The following is a 17,254-nucleotide window of genomic DNA, read 5'->3' as shown; positions in this document are numbered from 1 at the left end:
TATGCGATCGTCGGCAGCGTCAGATGTCTATAAGAGACAGCAGCCCTCCCCCGCAAGCGGGAGAGGGAGCCGAGCCCCGTCGTGGTTGGCAATGAAGTTTACTTCGCCGCTTGCTACCGCCGCAGCACCGCAATCGTGCGATTGGCAAACGTCAGTCGCTCCGCCATGACCGACACGAAATAGGTCAGCAGCTTGTGGCTGAGCTCGGGGTCCTCGTCGCGGATCGCCGCGAACTGGTGGGTGTTCAGCACATAGAGCACGCTCGCCATCTCGGCCTGGATGGTGGCGCTGCGCGGAGCCTGCGAGACGAGGCCCATCTCGCCGATCGTGGTGTAGCGGCCGAGGCTGCGCACCCGGGTGGAGCGGCCGTCCTCGGCGGGCACCATGATGCCGACGCGGCCGTCGAGGATGAAGTGCATGGAATCGGCGGCATCGCCGGCGTGCACGATGACCTCGCCGGCGTCGACCTCGATGCGCTGGCAGCGCCGGATCAGTGCGTCGGCGTCGTTCTCGCTGTCGAGCATCCCCGCGAACCAGCCGCGCAGGTCGGCCTCCTCCTGCGCGAGCTCCTGGTGCTGCGCGATGATCTCGTTCTCACACCATTCCAGCGCGCGATCGAGCTCGTCGATCATGGTGACGCCCTCGGCGATGAAATCGCTGGAGCGCAGCACCTGCTCGGCCTTGGCCGACAGATGCACCAGCACCAGCTCGACGCCGACCTCGTGCGCGCTGCGCTTGATCTGCGCAAAACTGTAGGCCGCCGACGAATCGACGCCGGTAACGAGCTTGAAGTCGAACAGCAGATAGCGGCACTCCGGGTGCTCGCGCAGCAGCGCCTTGACGTGCTGGTAAAGGCGGTTGGCGGAGCCGAAGAACAGATAGCTTTGCAGGGTCAGCCCCTGGATCTTGCCGCCATGGGCCGACAACACCTCGCGGTCGTCGCGCGAGCGATCCAGCGAGCTGCGATACTCCGAGCCGTCAAAACCGTATTTGATCGCCTCGACCCGCGCTGCGCTGAGCGCAAAGGTGGCGCAGCCGATGATGACGCCGATCAAAATGCCGGGCACGAAGCCCCAGGTTACGATGATGGCGATGATCGCGAGCAGCGACACATATTCTGTCTGCGACAGCCGCTTGCGCGATTCGATCATCCATTTATGCAGCTGGTCGGCGCCGAGATAGATCAGGAGGCCGCCGAGCACGAATTTCGGCATGTAGCCGAGCAACTGCGGCGCCACCGCCAGCATCAGCAGCGAGATCGCAGCGACCGTCAGCCCCGAGAGCCGGCCGCGTCCGCCGCTGGAGAAATTCAGGATCGAGCGGCTGACCGAGATGCAGCCGGCATAGCCGGCCAGCGCGCCGGTCAGGATGTTGGCGAAACCGGTGATGTTCAGCTCGCGCTCGAGATTGGCCTCGCGATGTACCGCCACCTCGATGCCGGTGGTGTTGAACAGCGTGCTCGCCGCCGTGACGAACACGACGGCGATCATGTTGCCGAGCAGGTCCGGCACCGCCGACCACGGATACTGCGCTAGCTCGGCCATGTGCCACGGCAGCATGAAGGTCGATGCCGGCGGCGGCTCGAAGGTCCATCCGGTCAGATGCGCTTCCTCGGGCGTGATGCCGATGATCCAGAATACGAGGTGCGCCACGATCACGCCGCCGATCAGGATGATCGGCAGGCCGAACGGGGTGCGCGAGCGATGCCAGGTCAGATACAGCACCAGCGCCATCGCGCAGGCAGCACTGAGCTCGGAGATCGTGATGATGTTGGTGAAGTGGAAGAGGGTGCTGAGCTGCACGGGATAGCCGGTGATCACCCTGATCGCGCCCAGCACGATCAATAGGCCGGTTGCCCCGAGGAAGCCGCCGACGACAGGATAAGGCACGTAGCGGATGGCGCGGCCGAACCGTGTCAGCCCGAGGCAGCACAGCACAATGCCGGTGACGATGGTCGAGAGCCCGAGCGTGATCAGCACCGGCGCGAGCAGCGGCGCCGTCGGATTGGCGGCACTGACGCGCTCGACCAGCGAGGCCATCAGGATTCCCGTCACCGCCGCGGTGGAGGTGTCGGGGCCGGCGACCGCGAAGGGCAGCGAGCTGCCGAGTGCGATGAAGGTCGCGAGCACTGCCGAGGAAATGAATGTCGCCGCGACGCCGTATGACAGATAGGGCGACAATGGCCCGGCGAAGATCAAGAGCGCGTAGGACAGGCCGAACGTGATGCCGAGCACACTGGCGGCGCTGCCGCCGAGCACGTCGTGCATGGCCCGCCGCGCTTGCGAGCCGAAATAAAGCGATCGACTAATCACGTTAAATAATGTCCTGAACTTTCGCCGCCAGTCGTAGACGAGCCCGGCGCAGGACGACAACAGGATTTTTGTGACAACCAATTCTCAACGCGCGCATTTTGCTTCTCGCGCAGAGCGCGGCGAAACCCAGCGCCGCGGAAATGGCTCGGACCTCCCCTTGAAAAGGGGAGGTCGCTTTGCTCGTCAGAGCAAAGCGGGTGGCGACCTGATTTCTCCGCATCAAGCGTCGCCTGCGGCTGACCCCCATCCCGGCCTTCCCCCGTTCAGGGGGAAGGAGAAGACAGGCAGGACGCGATCGTCAGCCGTGGCCGCCCTCATTGCCGAAGACGCCGTGACGGCCGACGCCGGAGGCAAAGCGCGCCGCGCCCGACAGCGTTTCGCCCGAGGCGATCACCTCGAGCCCGCCGCGCATCTCGTTCCTGATCGCCTCTTCCTCGTCGAGGTCCCACTGCCGCAGTGCCGACAGCCGGTCGGCGCGCAGGCAGTTCTGCGGGAATTTCGCGATGTCCTTGGCGAGCGCGATGGCGTGCGCGCGCGTCTCACCCTTCGGCACCAGCCGGTTCGCGAGCCCCATCCGATGCGCTTCGGCGCCGCCGACCGGGCGTCCGGTGAGGATCAGGTCGATCGCCTGCGAATGGCCGATCAGTCGCGGCAGGCGGATGGTGCCGAGATCGATCAGCGGCACGCCGAAGCGGCGGCAGAACACGCCGAAGGTCGCGTCTTCGGCGACGACGCGCATGTCGGCCCACAGCGCGAGCTCCATGCCGCCGGCGACGGCAAAGCCTTCGATCGCGGCAATCACCGGCTTCGAGAGCCGCAGCCGGCTCGGTCCCATCGGCGCGATCGTGTTGTGGCCGCCGACCTCGCGCTTCTTCTCGGGATCGCCCGCCGCCACCGCCTTCAGATCGGCGCCGGCGCAGAAATAGCCGCCGGTGCCGGTGAACACCGCGACGGATACACTCGAATCGGCGTCGAAGGCGAGAAACGCGTCATACAGTCTGCGCGCGGTGGCGCCATCGACGGCGTTGCGGTTGTGCGGACGGTTGATGGAGATGATGGTGACGGGGCCATCGCGCTCGACGAGCACAGTATCGGCATCGGACATGGGTCGTTCCCTTCGTTTGTTGGTTGGAGCCAACCTACCGGTCCCCGTCAGGCAATGCCATCACGAACGAAGGCCACGCGGATGGTCGGGTCGCCGATCGCCTCATGCGCGTCCTCGAAACGGACGCGGCGGGTGATCACCTCCTCCGGGTGGTAATGGCCTGCCGCAACATGGGCGACGCATTCGGGCAGCTCGGCGCGGACATTGACGCGCGAGATCTTCAGCGTGACACCGACGCCATACATGTGCCGGAGCGGCACCGGCGTCGTCTCGGCGAAGTCGCCATACATGCGCTGGCAGATGCCGTTGGGTTCGGTCGCGCGGAGCGCGAGCAGGATGCTGGCGTCGGTCGCGGCCGCATCGATCACGATCGGGAACAGGCCGGGCGGCTCCATCGAGAGGCCAGCGGGCGCTTCGATCACGTCGGCGCCGAGCGACTTCGCCTTGGCGAGGCGCGGCGCGTGGTCGTCGAGATAGACGATGCGGCCCGCACCGCGCGCCACCGCCGCCTGTATCGCGAACAGCGCGAGCGACTGGGCGAAACCGCCGATCACCAGCACGTCGGCGCCGGGCCGTTGCGCGAGCCAGCGCGCCACCGCGCTGAACCCGTCGGTCGCGCCGTCGGCCAGTCCTGCGGTTTGCGACAAGGCATGGCCCTGTGGTTGATGGACCAGCATGTGATCGGCAAACGGCACGCGGATCAGGTCGGACAGGCCGCCGCCATATTCCACGCCGCAGACCGGCTTCAACCCGTAGGAGGAGCGGAACGGCACCGCGGTGCAGGCATTGGTGTGGCCGCGCCGGCAGCGGTCGCAGACCCCGCAACTGATCTGGAACGGAACGATGACGAGATCGCCGGGCGCGAAATTCCTCACCGCGCCGCCGATGTCGACGATGCGGCCCGCCGTCTCATGGCCGAGCGCGAACGGACCCGCGAGGCCCGATCGGCCGTGCACGATCGCAAGATCGAGATCGCAGCGCGTCACCGCGAGCGGCTGCACCAGTGCGTCGCGGTCGTCCTGGAGTCTCGGCGCCGGAACGTCCCACCATTCGACCTTGTTGCCGCCGACATAAGTCAATTGCCGCATCGTGAAGCTCTCCGTTTGGTCGGAGAGTGCAGCGCGGTGGACGCCGCGACAAAAGGTTTGTCTTCAACAGGGGTGAATGGGATTCACCCGGCCCAGGGAAGCGGTGCAGTCGATTGATGCAGGCACACCGTTCTTCCCGTCATCCTGAGGTGCGAGCGGAGCGAGCCTCGAAGGATGCACGGCCCCGCTGGTGGCCGTCGACCCTTCGAGGCTCGCTTTCGCGAGCGCCTCAGGGTGACGGTGATAGATAAGGGAAGGACAGCAGCTAGACCTTCAGCTCGCTTCCCGTCACGCGGCGATACGCTTCCAGATACCGCTTGCTCGTCGCATCCACGACGCTGGCCGGCAGCGGCGGGGCGGGGGCGTCGCCGTTCCAGCGGCCGGCGCGGCGCTCGACGTCGAGGTAGTCGCGCAGCGGTTGCTTGTCGAAGCTCGGCTGCGGCTGGCCGGGCTTGTAGGCATCGACCGCCCAGAAGCGCGACGAATCCGGCGTCATCACCTCGTCGATCAGGATGATGCGGCCATCCTTGTCGCGGCCGAACTCGAACTTGGTGTCGGCGATGATGATGCCGCGGGCGCGGCTGGTCTGTTCGCCGTAGCCGTAGACGTCGCGCGCCATCTTCTCCAGCGTCGCTGCGACGTCGGCACCGACGATCTCGCGCACCCGCGCGATCGTGATGTTCTCGTCATGGCCGGCCTCGGCCTTGGTCGCCGGGCTGAAGATCGCGGGCTCGAGCTTCTGGCTCTCGACCAGGCCGGCCGGCAGCTTCTCGCCGGCGAGGGTGCCATCGGCCGCGTATTCCTTCCACGCCGAGCCGGAGATGTAGCCGCGGATCACGCATTCGATCGGGAACACGGTGGTGCGCTTGCACAGCATCGCGCGGCCGAGGATGTCGGTGCGATGATCCTTCAGTTCAGGCACCGCGCGGATGATCTCGTCGGCATCGGCGCTGATCATGTGATGCGGCACGGTGCCCTCGAGCTGCCGGAACCACCAGGCGCTGATCTGGGTCAGCACCGCGCCCTTCATCGGAATGGTTTCCGCCATCACCACGTCGAATGCCGAGATCCGGTCGGTGGTCAGCAGCAGGACGCGATCGTCGCCGACGGCGTAGATATCGCGCACCTTGCCGCGGCCGATCCGGGGCAGGGGCAAATCGCTGGATAGCATCGCGGTCATGGCGTGATCTTTCTCAGTGGCCTTCAAAGACGAGCGCCCGCACACGGCCGTGCGGGCGTTCGAGGTTATCACAGGAAATAACTCACTCCGGCAGCGGAATGAACTCGTGTTCGTGCGGAACCTGCGCGAAACGGCCGGTTTTCCAGTCCTGTTTGGCCTGCTCGATCCGCTCCTTGGATGACGAGACGAAATTCCACCAGATGTGGCGCGGCCCCTCCAGCGCGTCGCCGCCGAGGAACATCATGCGGGTTGGCCGCAGCGTCTTCACGGTGATGCGGTCGCCGGGCCGGAAGATCAGCAGCCGCGGCCCCTCGTGGCGGTCGCCCGCGATCTCGACCTCGCCGTCGACGAGATAGATCGCGCGTTCCTCGTGATCGGGGTCGAGCGGCACCGAGGTGCCGGCCTTCGCGGTCACTTCAGTGTAGAACCAGGGCGAGACCATGCTGACCGGTGAGGTGATGCCGAACGCCGAGCCCGCGATGATGCGCGCGGTGAAGTCGCGCTCGGAGATCATCGGCAGGTCGCCCGCGCCATAGTGCTGGAACGACGGCGCGATCTCCTCCTTGCCCGCCGGCAGCGCGATCCAGCTTTGCAGGCCCAACATCTTCTGGCCGTCGCGGCGCTGCACGTCGGGGGTGCGCTCGGAATGCGCGATGCCGCGGCCCGCGGTCATCAGGTTCATTGCGCCGGGCTGGATCTCCTGGATGTTGCCCTCGCTGTCGCGGTGCATGATGCTGCCGTCGAACAGATAGGTGACGGTGGCGAGCCCGATATGCGGATGCGGCCGCACATCCATGCCCTTGCCGGCGAGATACTGCACGGGGCCGAAATGGTCGAAGAAGATGAAGGGTCCGACCATCTGGCGCTTGCCGTGCGGCAGCGCGCGGCGCACCGCAAAGCCGTCGCCGAGATCGCGGGTGCGCGGCACGATGATCAGATCCAGCGCGTCGCAGGTCTTGGGATCGCCGAGTTCGGGATCGGTCGAGGGCTGCCAGCTCATGTCGGACTCCTTAACAGTGGTGTAGCGATCATACTCCAATCGTCGTCCCGGCCAAGCCAACGGGTCGGCGCGAAGCGCCGCCCGATGACAGGCTCCGCGCGAGCCGGGACCCATAACCACAGGGCGCGGTGATTGAGCAGGCTGTGGCCGCGGCTTCGCCTAACAACAAAGCCTTGTGGTTATGGGTCCCTGCTTTCGCAGGGACGACGAACTACTTCTGGCGCGTGCGCGCGCGTGATAACAGCATAATCTTGGAAACCGGAGGTGCCGATGGTTTCTCTGATCAAGCCAGGCGCAAGACTGCTGCGGGTCGATGGTCCCGTGATCGAGACCGCGCGGCTCATCCTGCGGCCGTGGCGTGCATCCGATGTCGCTGAGAACACGAAAATGCTGTCCGATCCCGAGACGGCGCGCTTCATCACGCCGGATCATCAGCCGGTCACGTCGGAGCTGAAGGGCTGGCGCAACGCCGCCGTCATCTCGGGCCACTGGGCGCTGCACGGTTTCGGCATGTTCGCGGTCGAGGAGAAATCTTCCGCCCGCTACATCGGCCGCGTCGGCCCGTATCACCCGCCGGAATGGCCGGGCTTCGAGGTCGGCTGGGGCATTGCCAAAGAGCACCGCGGCAAGGGCTACGCGGTGGAGGCGGCGCGGGCCGCGATCGATTGGGTATTCGACAACTTCACGGTCGACCGCATCATCCATTGCATCGATCCGGCCAACGTCACCTCGCAGGCGGTGGCGCGGCGAATCGGTGCCGTGAACGAGGGGCCGGGCAGGCTAGAGGGCGATGTGGTCGATATCTGGGTGACGACACGCCAGCGCTGGCAGCGCGAGCCATCTTGAAAAACCATGTCCGACCGACGATTGTTCGGCGATGACATCGGCTGCTTCAGATTGGGCCGCACTTGAACTCTGCCTGCGCAGCGCCAGCGTGGCGCTGCTGCTGGTGCTTGCCGCCTTGCTGCTCACTGATTTTCGCAAGGCGCTTTCCGGGCGGCTTGCGGCCGCCTTCGCGCTCGGCGCGGCCGCGCATGCGGTGACCGCGTCGATCGGTGCCGGGCCGCCGGTCTCGGACTGGCATGCGCCACTGATCGCGCTCTCGACCGGCGATATCGTGGTGTTCTGGCTGTTCACGCGCGCGCTGTTCGATGACGCGTTTGTGCTGCGCTGGTGGCACGGCCTGATCTGGGCCGCGGTCGTGGCCTACAGCTTCGTCAGTTGCATGTGGATTGCACCCGCCGGTCACGCGCGGCTCGCGATCACCATGGTCAATTCGCTCACGCTCGTCTTCGTTGCGCTCGCGGTGGGGCAAACCATCGGATCATGGTCGGCGGATCTGGTCGAGCGCCGCCGCCGTGTCCGCGTCTTCATCGTCGCCGCGTCTGCGCTGTACGGGGGATTCAATGCGCTGCTTCAGATTGCCTATGCCGGCAGCCGCGTGACAGTGGAATGGGCCAACCTGATGAACGCGGCCGTGCTCACCGCCACCGTGGCCGCAATCACCTGGGCGATGATGCGCGTCGACGGCGCCGACCTGTTCACGGTGCCGGCGGAGGCCGTCGTGCTGACGAAGCCGGCCGCGACCGAGGAGGCGGCCGACCGCAAGCTGGTCGATGCCCTGATGCGGCTGATGGCGGACGAGCGGATCTACCGCCACGACAACGTCACCATCGGCACGCTGGCGACCCGGCTGAAGATCCCCGAGTACCGTTTGCGTCGGCTGATCAACCAGCGGCTCGGCTACCGCAATTTCAACGTCTTCCTCAACAACCACCGGATCGAGGAAGCCAAGGCGGCGCTCGCCGACCCCGCGCAGGCCGAGGTCCCGGTCATCACCATCGCGATGGACGCCGGCTTCCAGTCGCTCGGCCCCTTCAACCGCGCCTTCAAGGCGACGACAGGCGTGACCCCGACGGAGTATCGGAAGAAGGCGAGCGCGGTGTGACGTTGTGCGGTGATGTGAGGGACGCACCGGCGGCAGGGTTCCCTCCCCCCTTGCGAGGGAGGGTTAGGGAGAGGGGTGGCCACACGACGCGCCCCCTCAAGTTTCTTTCTCAGTAAGGAAGCTAGTTGCGATGACGGGGCTCCGACCGACCGTCTCGCCCGGGGCCTACCCCTCTCCCCAACCCTCCCCCGCAAGGGGGGAGGGAGCCTGAGCAGCGTGCTCGCCTGGTATGCGGCTTGCGATCCTAGTCGTTGTAATTACAGCGCATTTCCAGAATCGGCGAGCGGCCGCCAATCCTCGGCTAGCCCGATTTCCAAATCCGGCGAGCGCTATCCCGCCCCCTGCGGCCTGATCCCGGCCATGCCCATCGCGTCATTGCCGGAGGATCCCGTGACCCGTCGAAAGCTCTTTCTCATTCTCGCCACCACCACCGCGCTCGGTGCGTTGGCGCTGTCCGCCGCCCGCGCCCGCGATGTGCCCGAGGTCGCGACCGGCTTTGTCGCCAATGTGATCTGCTCAGAGACCTTCGTCAGCGGGCTCGACCCCAGGCGAAACCTGACCGAGACCACGGACGCGATGCCGGGCGCCGGCCTGATCACCTGGGCGATGGACACCGAGGTCGACCTCGATCGCAAGGACGTCACCGTGACGCTGTTCGGTCTCGGCCGCAGCCATGCGGTCTATCGCGAGGGCATGGGCTGCACGCTCGACCATGGCGAGACGCTGGGCGAGATTGCGTTGCCGCCTTTGAGGCCGCAGGCCGCGCTGCTACCCGAGATCGCCGGCCCCGCGCTCGTCGCGCCGCAAACCCCGCAGCTTGCGGCCGCGATCGACCGCGCCTTTGCCGAACCGGCGGAGCCGCCGCTCCGCCACACCCGCGCTGTCGTCGTGATGAAGGACGGCCGCATCGTCGCCGAGCGCTACGCCGACGGCGTCGGCACCGACACGCCGCTGCTCGGTTTCTCCGCGACCAAATCGGTGATCTCGGCGCTGATCGGAATCCTGGTGCGCGACGGCAAGCTGGCGGTCGATCGGCCGGTGCCGATCGCGGCCTGGCAGGATCCGAAAGATCCGCGGCACGCGATCACGGTCGATCAGCTGTTGCGCCACACCGCGGGCCTCGCACTCGGCAGTTCGCTGCAGGCGTCGCTGGCATCCGTGCTCGAGCCGGTCAACCGCATGAAGTTCATGGAATCGGACATGGCCGCCTTCGCCGAGAGCGCTCCGCTGGAGAGCGCGCCCGGCCGGGTCTGGAACTATCACGACGGCAACTACCTGATCCTCTCGCATCTGATCCGCAACGCCGTTGGCGGGCATGCGGCTGATGTGATGCGCTTCGCCCGTGAGGAGCTGTTCGGACCGCTCGGCATGCGCAATGTCGTGATGCAGTTCGATGCGGCGGGCACGCCGGAAGGATCGGGCGCGATGATGGCGAGCGCGCGCGACTGGGCGCGGTTCGGCCAGCTCTACCTCGATGACGGGATGGCCGGCGGCAAGCGCATCCTGCCCGAGGGCTGGGTCAAGTATTCCGCATCGCCGACGCCGCGCGCCTGGGTCGGCATCGGCGCGGGGTTCTGGACCGATCTCGGCGACAGCTTTGGCGCCAACTACCGGATCGCGCACGGCTGGCCGCGCGACGCCTTCTTCGCCAAGGGCACGATCGGGCAATACGTGATTATCGTGCCGTCGCAGCACCTCGTCATCGTCCGCCTCGGCCGCTCGCCGAACATGCCGACCGAGGCGGACGGCGTGTTCGATCTGGTCCGTGACGTCGTCACAGCGACGTCTGCAAGCGCGCGGCTCGCGGGCGGCAATTGACCGGCACGTCACACAACGCCCGCGCGATCGTGAATTGAATCTCGGCCTCCGGAATTTTCTGATGCTGTGGCGCATCTCGCGAGGAGGCGCGCCATAGTTTCTTGAAACACGCGTCAACCGGAGACCATCATGCCGAAAGCCTACTGGATCGTGCACGTCACGGTTCACGATGAAGCCCGCTATCCCGAATATCTCGCCGCCGCGATCCCGGTGTTCGAGAAGTACGGCGCCAATTTCATCGTGCGCAATGGCCCCTATGAGGTGATGGAAGGCGCAACGCGCCAGCGCAACTTCGTCATCGAATTTAGGGATCGCGCCACCGCGATGGAATGCTACACCTGCGCGGAGTATCAGGCCGCGAAGGCGATCCGGCAGAAATACTCGGATGGGGATTTTGTGATCATCGACGGAGCGGAGTAGGTGAGCCGTCTTTCCGGGGCGCGACACCGCGCTGTTTGACATCCTCATCGTCGTCCCGGCGAAGGCCGGGACCCATTACCTCAAATGAGACTTGTTGTGCGACGCTGGGGCCACGATCCCGTTCATCATCAAATGCGGTGGTTATGGGTCCCGGCCTTCGCCGGGACGACAGCAGCAGATGCACCGCGCAGTGTGACAACTTGAATCGAGAACCATCCCCACTGTCGTCCCGGCGAAGGCCGGGACCCATTACCCCAAATGAGACTTGTTGCGCGACGCTGGGGCCGCGATCCCGTTCATGGTCGAATGCGGTGGTTATGGGTCCCTGCTTTCGCAGGGACGACGACGGTGGGTGTGGCGCGCAGCCCCGCGCTGTAACAACGAGTGCAGACTTACTGCCGCCCCAGCTGCGTCGCCTTCTCCACGCGGTCGAAGCGCTCGAGCGTCAGGATGGCGTCGGCGAGCTGGTCGGCGCGCTTGTCGAGCACCGGGCGGGCCAGCGTCAAGAACTTCTGCTGCATCGCCTTTGCGTCGGGGAACGAGGTCGGCTCACCGGAGGGATCGGCATAGAGGCGCTCATGGGTGCCGTCATCTGTCGTGATCGAGACGCGGGCGCCGAACGGATGGGTGCGGCCGACCTCGAGCCGGTCGTCCTGCACCACGTCGAACTTGTCGGCGAGCGCGTCGATGGCCGCATCGCCCAGCCGGTCGTAATCGTCCCAGCCGAAATGGCCCTGGTCGAGCGCGATCGCGCCGGTGAAGAACATCGAGAACTGGCCGCCGACCACCGAGGTCGGGTGGCGCTTGGTGGCGGCGTCGCCGGTCAGCGTGATGCCGTTGCGGTGCAGGCCGATCTCGACCTTCCTGATCTGGTCCGGCGTCAGATTGTGCTCGCGCCGCATCGCGATCAGCGCGTCGATCGCGGCGTGGGTGTAGCGGCAGCTCGGATACGGCTTCACGCCGATCTTCAGCGTCTCGTAGATGTGGCCCAAGTCCGCCACCGCCTTGTCCGGATGAGCGTCATCGGTATAGCCGACCAGCAGGCCGTGCTTGCCCTCGACCGACTCGCTCGAGCCGATGAAGTCGTTGCGCGCCAGCGTCGCAGCGATCACGCCGTTCATCGCGGCGGCACCGACCTGGTAGCGCTTGTTCCAGGCGCCGTTGACCAAAAATTGCAGCGAGCCCGCAGCCTGGCTGCCGGAGACGCCGAACGCGGAGATGATCTGTTCTTTCGACAGTCCGAACAGCTTTCCTGCTGCCGCGGCGGCGCCATAGGTGCCGGCGGTCGCGGTCGGGTGGAAGCCGCGGGCGTAATGCGAGGTCGGGTCGAGCGCGTTGCCGAGCCGGCAGCACACTTCATAGCCGGCGACGATCGCGGTCAGCACGTCGCGGCCGGAGGCGCCGACCATCTCGCCGACCGCGAAAGCGGCGGGCACCACCGGTGCGCTCGGATGCAGCGAGGAATCGGCGTGGGTGTCGTCGAAATCGAGCGAATGGCCGAGCGCCCCGTTGAGCAGCGCCGCGACCGCCGGGGTCCAGGTCTTGGTGTCGCCGAACACGGTGGCCTCGCCCTTGCCGTCGAGCGCCAGCGCCTCCAGCATCTTCATCAGCGAGGGCGTCGATTCCGCATCGCGCCGGGCGCGGATGGTGCTGCCGAGGAAATCCAGCGTCAAAACCTTGGCGCGCTCCAGCACCTCCGGCGGAATGTCGGAATATTTCAGGTCGGCGACGTAGGCGGCGAGCGTTGCGGTTTCGTGGGCCATCGTGTTTCCTCAATTTTGCGGCGCAGGGTAGGCGGGCAGGTCAGGCCTTTCAAGCCACCTTGCCGCCGCGGGCAGCTGCCATGCTCCAAATCGGTTAGCTTCAGGTCGGTTAGCTTCAAGTCATGTAACACGGGCCTTTCCTTTGATTGCGGATCACGGTGCATGAGGACCTTCGCAAAACGCATGTTCGACCAGCTCTGGACCCGCAAGACGCAGCTGGCGCTGGCGGTCCGGATCGCGTCCGCCGGCGTGGCGGCCTATACCATCGCGCTGGCGCTCAACCTGATGCTGCCGCTCTGGGCGGTGCTGACCTCGCTGATCGTGACCCAGATGAGCGTCGGCCGCTCGCTGAAGGCCAGCCGCGACTACATGCTCGGTACCATCGGCGGCGCCGTCTATGGCGGCGCGATCGCGGTGCTGATCCCGCATTCCGGCGAGGGCAGCCTGCTGGCGCTGCTGGTGCTGGCGATCGTGCCGCTGGCCTTCATCGCCGCGCTCAATCCGAGCCTGAACTCTGCGACCGTGACGGCGGTGATCGTGCTGCTGCTGCCGACGATGCATCACTCCAACCCGCTGGATTCCGCGATCGACCGCGTCCTCGAGGTGACGGTCGGCGCGCTCACCGGGCTCTTGATCTCGTTCCTGGTGCTGCCGTCGCGCGCGGTCAGCCAGATCAGGGTCAATGCATCGAACCTGCTGGAGCTGCTGTCGGCGGCGTTCGCCGAATTGCTCGCCGGCCTGACCCGCGGCCTCGACAACGACGCGCTGCACCGGATCCAGGACGGCATCGGCACCGCGGTGAGCAATCTGCATGCGACCGGCCTCGAGGCCGAGCGCGAGCGCTCGATGCATCTGTCATCGGGGCCGGACACCGGTCCGTTGCTGCGGACCATCCAGCGGCTGCGGCACGACGTCGTGATGATCGGGCGCGCCTGTGTGGTGCCGCTGCCGGCCGATATCCAGGCGAGGCTGGCGCGGCCATTGGCCGACGTCAGCAAGGCGATCGTGACTTACATGGTGGCGGTCGCGACCGCGTTGCGTGCCGGCAGCGGCCCGGCCGACATGGCGCCGGTCGATGCCGCGCTGCACGCCTATAGCGAGGAGGTCGCCGCGGTCCGCAGGGATGGCCTGATCCGCGGCCTGCCGGTCGATGCCGCCGAGCGCTTCTACGCGCTCGGCTTCTCGCTCGACCAGATGCGGCAGAATCTCAACGACCTCAAGCGCTGCCACGGCAATTGGTGCATCAACGCCGAAGCATCCGAGAAGATCGTCGCCGACACGCCGGAGAAGAGCGCGGCTTAAGATGGAGCAGGGCTCAGTCTACGGCCTTGCGCAGCATCGCGGGCACGATCAGGCGGTGGAACGGCATGATCACCGTAAGATAGGCCCGCCCGAGCCAGTTATGGGTGAGCACCAGCGTGGTCGCGGTGATGCTGCGCGCGGGCCCTGCGGGCGCGACGTCGACGACGAGCCGGAAGTCGAGATGCTTGTCGTTGAAGCCCGCAACCAGCCGCTCCGGCGTTTCGCTGACCACCGGAAAGATCCCGATCATGTCGCGCGCCACGCCTTCAGTTGCGCCTGACGTCTTCAGGCCGAGCGGCGCGACCAGGAGATTGCGCAAGGCGACCAGCCATTCGAACCAGCGCGGCTGGCGCGTCACCATCGCTTCGGCGGCGTGGCGCGCGTCGAGGTCCGGACGCGTGGTCGCGATCCGGAACGCATCGATGAACTGCGCGCCGGCGAGCAGCGCGGCGGAATCCACGTTCGGCGTGACCTCGTCGACCCTCATTTGCCCAGTCTGCGTGCCAGCAGGCGGAAACGCAAGACGAGGAGGGTCGCATAGACCGCAGTTCCTAGCGACAACCCGATCCAGACACCGGCGGCGTCGAGCTTCACCCAGAAGGCGAGCGCGGAGGCCGACGCGAAGCCGATCAGCCAATAGCTGATGACGGCGAACAGCAGCGGCACCTGGGTGTCGTTCATGCCGCGCAGCGCGCCCGCGGTGGTGGTCTGGATGCCGTCGGCGATGAAGAAGGTCGCCCCGATCAACAGCAGCGCCGCGGTGAGCTGCGCGGTGGTGTCGGAGGCCTCGCCGAGGAACAGCGCCGCGATCTCGAAGCGCGCCAGGATCACCGCGAGCGTCATGACGCTCATGAAGACGCCGGACAATGCGACCGCGACAAAGCCGGCGCGCTGCACCGCGTCGGTATCGCGGCGGCCGACGGCCTGGCCGACCCGCACGGTAGCGGCCATGCTGACGCCGAACGGCACCATGAACAGGATCGCCGCGATCTGCAGCGCGATCTGGTGCGCGGCCAGCGCCGTGGTGCTGATCAACCCCATCAAGAGGCCGGCCGCACCGAACAGGCCGTATTCCAGCAGGAAGGCGATCGAGATCGGCGCGCCGACGGCGACCAGCTTGCCCATCAGCGGCCAGTCGATGCGCCAGACGCGGCCGAAGACATGATATTTGCGGAACGGGCGGCGGCGCGCCGCGAACCACACGCCGGCGAGGAAGGTGCCGAGATTGACGATCGTGGTCGCAAGCCCGGCGCCGAACATGCCGAGTTCGGGCATGCCCCATTTGCCGTACAGCAACAGGTAGACCATCAGCGCATTGGCCGGGATCGCCGCGAGCGTGATCCACAGCACCGGCTCCGGCCGGTTCACGGCGCTCATGAAGCCGCGGAGCGCGATGAACCACAGCGCCGGCAAGATGCCCCAGGCGAGCCCGAACAGATATTGCTGCGCCAGATGCGCGGTGGCTTGGGTCTGGCCGAGCGCGAGCAGGATGCGCTCGCCCTGGAACGGCAGCGCCATCAGCGGCAGCACCATGAAGAAGCCGGCCCACAGGCCGACGCGGAGCGCGCGGCGCATCACGCGCGGGTTGCGCGCGCCGAACGCCTGCGCGGCCAGCGGCGAGACCGCCGACATCATGCCCATGCCGATGGTGAAGCTGACGAAATACACGGTATGCGCCAGCGCCGCGGCGGCGACCTTTTCGCTGCCGAGCCGGCCGATGAAGGCGAGATCGGTCGTCATCATTGCGATCTGACCGAGCTGCGTCAGCGCGAGGGGCACCGCGAGCTTCAGCGTTTCCGCGAGCTCGGCCGTGAGCAGGTTGCGAGGGACGACAACGGCCGCGTTCGGCGCGGCCGGGTCGATCTTGTCGATGCAGGTCATGACGGCACGCTTAGCACGGCAAACCGGCCGGAAGGATGGCCAAGCTGCCGCAGGGAATCACGATCGCGCGGGAATCCGCTTGATCTTGGCGCCGAGGGCGTTGAGCCGCTCGTCGATCCGCTCATAGCCGCGCTCGATCTGGTCGGCGTTGTTGATGGTGGAGGTGCCCTCGGCACACACCGCGGCCAGCAGCATCGCCATACCGGCCCGGATGTCGGGCGAGTTCATCGGCGCGCCGCGCAGCCGGCTGGGGCCGGCGACGATCGCGCGGTGCGGGTCGCACAGCACGATGCGGCCACCCATCGCGATCAGGTTGTCGACGAAGAACATCCGGGATTCGAACATCTTCTCGTGCATCAGGATGACGCCGTCGCACTGCGTCGCGGTGACGATCGCGATCGACATCAGGTCGGCCGGGAAGGCCGGCCAGGGCTGGTCCTCAAGCTTCGGCACATGGCCGCCGAAATCGTCCTGGATCTTCATGGTCTGGCCGGACGGTACGACGAGGTCGTCGCCCTCGACGCCGCACACGATGCCGAGCCGCTCAAAGCCCATTCGGATCGAGCGCAGATGCTCGACGCCGGCGCGCGCGATACGCAGTGGCGAGCGGGTCACCGCGGCAAGCCCGATCAGTGATCCGACCTCGATATGGTCGGGCTGGATCGCGAAAGTCGTGCTGCCGAGCGTCGCCGGCCCGTGCACGACGATGGTGTTGGTGCCGACACCTTCGATCCTGGCGCCGAGCGCGATCAGGAAATTGGCGAGGTCCTGTACATGCGGCTCGGAGGCCGCGTTGCGCAGATAGGTGGTGCCGCGGGCGGCGACGGCGGCGACCAGCGCGTTCTCCGTCGCGGTGACGCTGGGCTCGTCGAGGAACACGTCGGCGCCCTTCAGCCGCGTGGCGCGGAATTCGAGCCGGTGCGTCGCGGTGACGGTTGCGCCGAGCTGCTCGAAGGCCAGGAAGTGCGTGTCGAGCCGGCGGCGGCCGATCACGTCGCCGCCGGGCGGCGGCAGCGCGACCTCGCCGCAGCGGGCGAGCAGCGGGCCTGCGAGCAGGATCGAGGCGCGGATGCGCGCGCACAGCGCCGGATCGAGATCGGCGGCGCGGATCTCCTTGGCATGAATCTGCAGCGTGTTGCGCTCGGTCCATTCGGCGGTGGCGCCGACCGAACGGCACAATTCGACCAGCGTTTCGGTGTCGCGGATGCGCGGCACGTTGGTCAGCGTGACCGGGTGCTCGGTGAGCAGTGCCGCGGCGATGATCGGCAGTGCGGAGTTCTTGTTGCCCGACGGCTCGATGGTGCCCGAAAGGCGGCGGCCGCCTTCGACGATGTATTGGATCGGCGGCACGCGGATTGTCCCCTAACGCATCATTCAGACCGGGCCATTGGAAATTCCACAACGGAATCAACGGCCGTCCGGCACCGTAACACAACT

At 66.7% G+C, this 17,254-nt stretch carries 14 protein-coding genes; 5 read left to right on the top strand and 9 right to left on the bottom strand.

What is annotated here, in order from left to right:
* Positions 1 to 113: 113 nt before the first annotated feature.
* The 5 genes from AC1VNY_RS23455 to AC1VNY_RS23435 all read right to left on the bottom strand — a co-directional run bounded on the left by AC1VNY_RS23455 (position 114) and on the right by AC1VNY_RS23435 (position 6,685).
* Positions 114 to 2,267, bottom strand: coding sequence for a SulP family inorganic anion transporter (locus tag AC1VNY_RS23455; RefSeq protein WP_482406955.1), 2,154 nt, complete (start codon positions 2,265 to 2,267; stop codon positions 114 to 116).
* A gap of 343 nt (positions 2,268 to 2,610) precedes the next feature.
* Positions 2,611 to 3,417, bottom strand: coding sequence for a crotonase/enoyl-CoA hydratase family protein (locus AC1VNY_RS23450; protein WP_482406951.1), 807 nt, complete (start codon positions 3,415 to 3,417; stop codon positions 2,611 to 2,613).
* 47 nt (positions 3,418 to 3,464) lie between these two features.
* Positions 3,465 to 4,505 (bottom strand): zinc-dependent alcohol dehydrogenase, encoded by a 1,041-nt coding sequence (locus AC1VNY_RS23445; protein WP_482406950.1) that lies wholly within the window; start codon positions 4,503 to 4,505, stop codon positions 3,465 to 3,467.
* A gap of 265 nt (positions 4,506 to 4,770) precedes the next feature.
* Positions 4,771 to 5,685, bottom strand: coding sequence for a phosphoribosylaminoimidazolesuccinocarboxamide synthase (locus AC1VNY_RS23440; RefSeq protein WP_482406949.1), 915 nt, complete (start codon positions 5,683 to 5,685; stop codon positions 4,771 to 4,773).
* Positions 5,686 to 5,767: 82 nt separating this feature from the next.
* The gene (locus tag AC1VNY_RS23435) at positions 5,768 to 6,685 is read right to left on the bottom strand and encodes a pirin family protein (RefSeq protein ID WP_028335539.1); all 918 of its coding nucleotides are present in this window, start codon (positions 6,683 to 6,685) and stop codon (positions 5,768 to 5,770) included.
* Positions 6,686 to 6,955: 270 nt separating this feature from the next.
* Here AC1VNY_RS23435 and AC1VNY_RS23430 point away from each other — a divergent pair, with 270 nt between their 5' ends.
* From AC1VNY_RS23430 to AC1VNY_RS23415, 4 genes are all read left to right on the top strand, one after another.
* Entirely contained in the window at positions 6,956 to 7,531 is a 576-nt protein-coding gene (locus AC1VNY_RS23430) for a GNAT family N-acetyltransferase (protein ID WP_482406948.1), read from the top strand.
* A gap of 31 nt (positions 7,532 to 7,562) precedes the next feature.
* Positions 7,563 to 8,633 carry an AraC family transcriptional regulator gene (locus AC1VNY_RS23425; RefSeq protein WP_482406947.1) on the top strand — a complete coding sequence of 357 codons (1,071 nt, stop codon included), beginning with the start codon at positions 7,563 to 7,565 and terminating at the stop codon, positions 8,631 to 8,633.
* 390 nt (positions 8,634 to 9,023) lie between these two features.
* Entirely contained in the window at positions 9,024 to 10,451 is a 1,428-nt protein-coding gene (locus AC1VNY_RS23420; RefSeq protein ID WP_482406946.1) for a serine hydrolase domain-containing protein, read from the top strand.
* Between the two features lie 129 nt (positions 10,452 to 10,580).
* A complete protein-coding gene (locus tag AC1VNY_RS23415; RefSeq protein WP_482406945.1) occupies positions 10,581 to 10,871 on the top strand; it encodes a DUF1330 domain-containing protein in 291 nt (96 codons plus the stop codon).
* Between the two features lie 392 nt (positions 10,872 to 11,263).
* Here the strand turns inward: AC1VNY_RS23415 and AC1VNY_RS23410 are convergent, their stop codons facing one another.
* The gene (locus AC1VNY_RS23410) at positions 11,264 to 12,634 is read right to left on the bottom strand and encodes an MmgE/PrpD family protein (protein WP_482406944.1); all 1,371 of its coding nucleotides are present in this window, start codon (positions 12,632 to 12,634) and stop codon (positions 11,264 to 11,266) included.
* Positions 12,635 to 12,796: 162 nt separating this feature from the next.
* Between AC1VNY_RS23410 and AC1VNY_RS23405 the strand changes: the two genes are divergently transcribed.
* Positions 12,797 to 13,936 (top strand): FUSC family protein, encoded by a 1,140-nt coding sequence (locus AC1VNY_RS23405; protein ID WP_482406943.1) that lies wholly within the window; start codon positions 12,797 to 12,799, stop codon positions 13,934 to 13,936.
* A 13-nt stretch (positions 13,937 to 13,949) separates the two neighbouring features.
* On the opposite strand, the gene AC1VNY_RS23400 is transcribed toward AC1VNY_RS23405, so the two are convergent.
* From AC1VNY_RS23400 to murA, 3 genes are read right to left on the bottom strand one after another with little or no spacing between them, the layout of a single operon-like run.
* Positions 13,950 to 14,423, bottom strand: a complete 474-nt coding sequence (locus AC1VNY_RS23400) for a DUF2867 domain-containing protein (protein ID WP_212057907.1) — start codon at positions 14,421 to 14,423, stop codon at positions 13,950 to 13,952.
* Positions 14,420 to 15,817, bottom strand: coding sequence for an MATE family efflux transporter (locus AC1VNY_RS23395; RefSeq protein ID WP_482406942.1), 1,398 nt, complete (start codon positions 15,815 to 15,817; stop codon positions 14,420 to 14,422). The genes AC1VNY_RS23400 and AC1VNY_RS23395 overlap by 4 nt, the downstream gene beginning before the upstream one ends.
* Before the next feature lie 57 nt (positions 15,818 to 15,874).
* A complete protein-coding gene (murA, locus tag AC1VNY_RS23390; protein ID WP_411782674.1) occupies positions 15,875 to 17,167 on the bottom strand; it encodes a UDP-N-acetylglucosamine 1-carboxyvinyltransferase in 1,293 nt (430 codons plus the stop codon).
* Positions 17,168 to 17,254: the final 87 nt, after the last annotated feature.

The sequence above is a fragment of the Bradyrhizobium ferriligni genome, from assembly GCF_056837965.1.
Note: the sequence above shows the minus strand (reverse complement) of the source record. Positions and strands in the feature narration are given on the sequence as shown.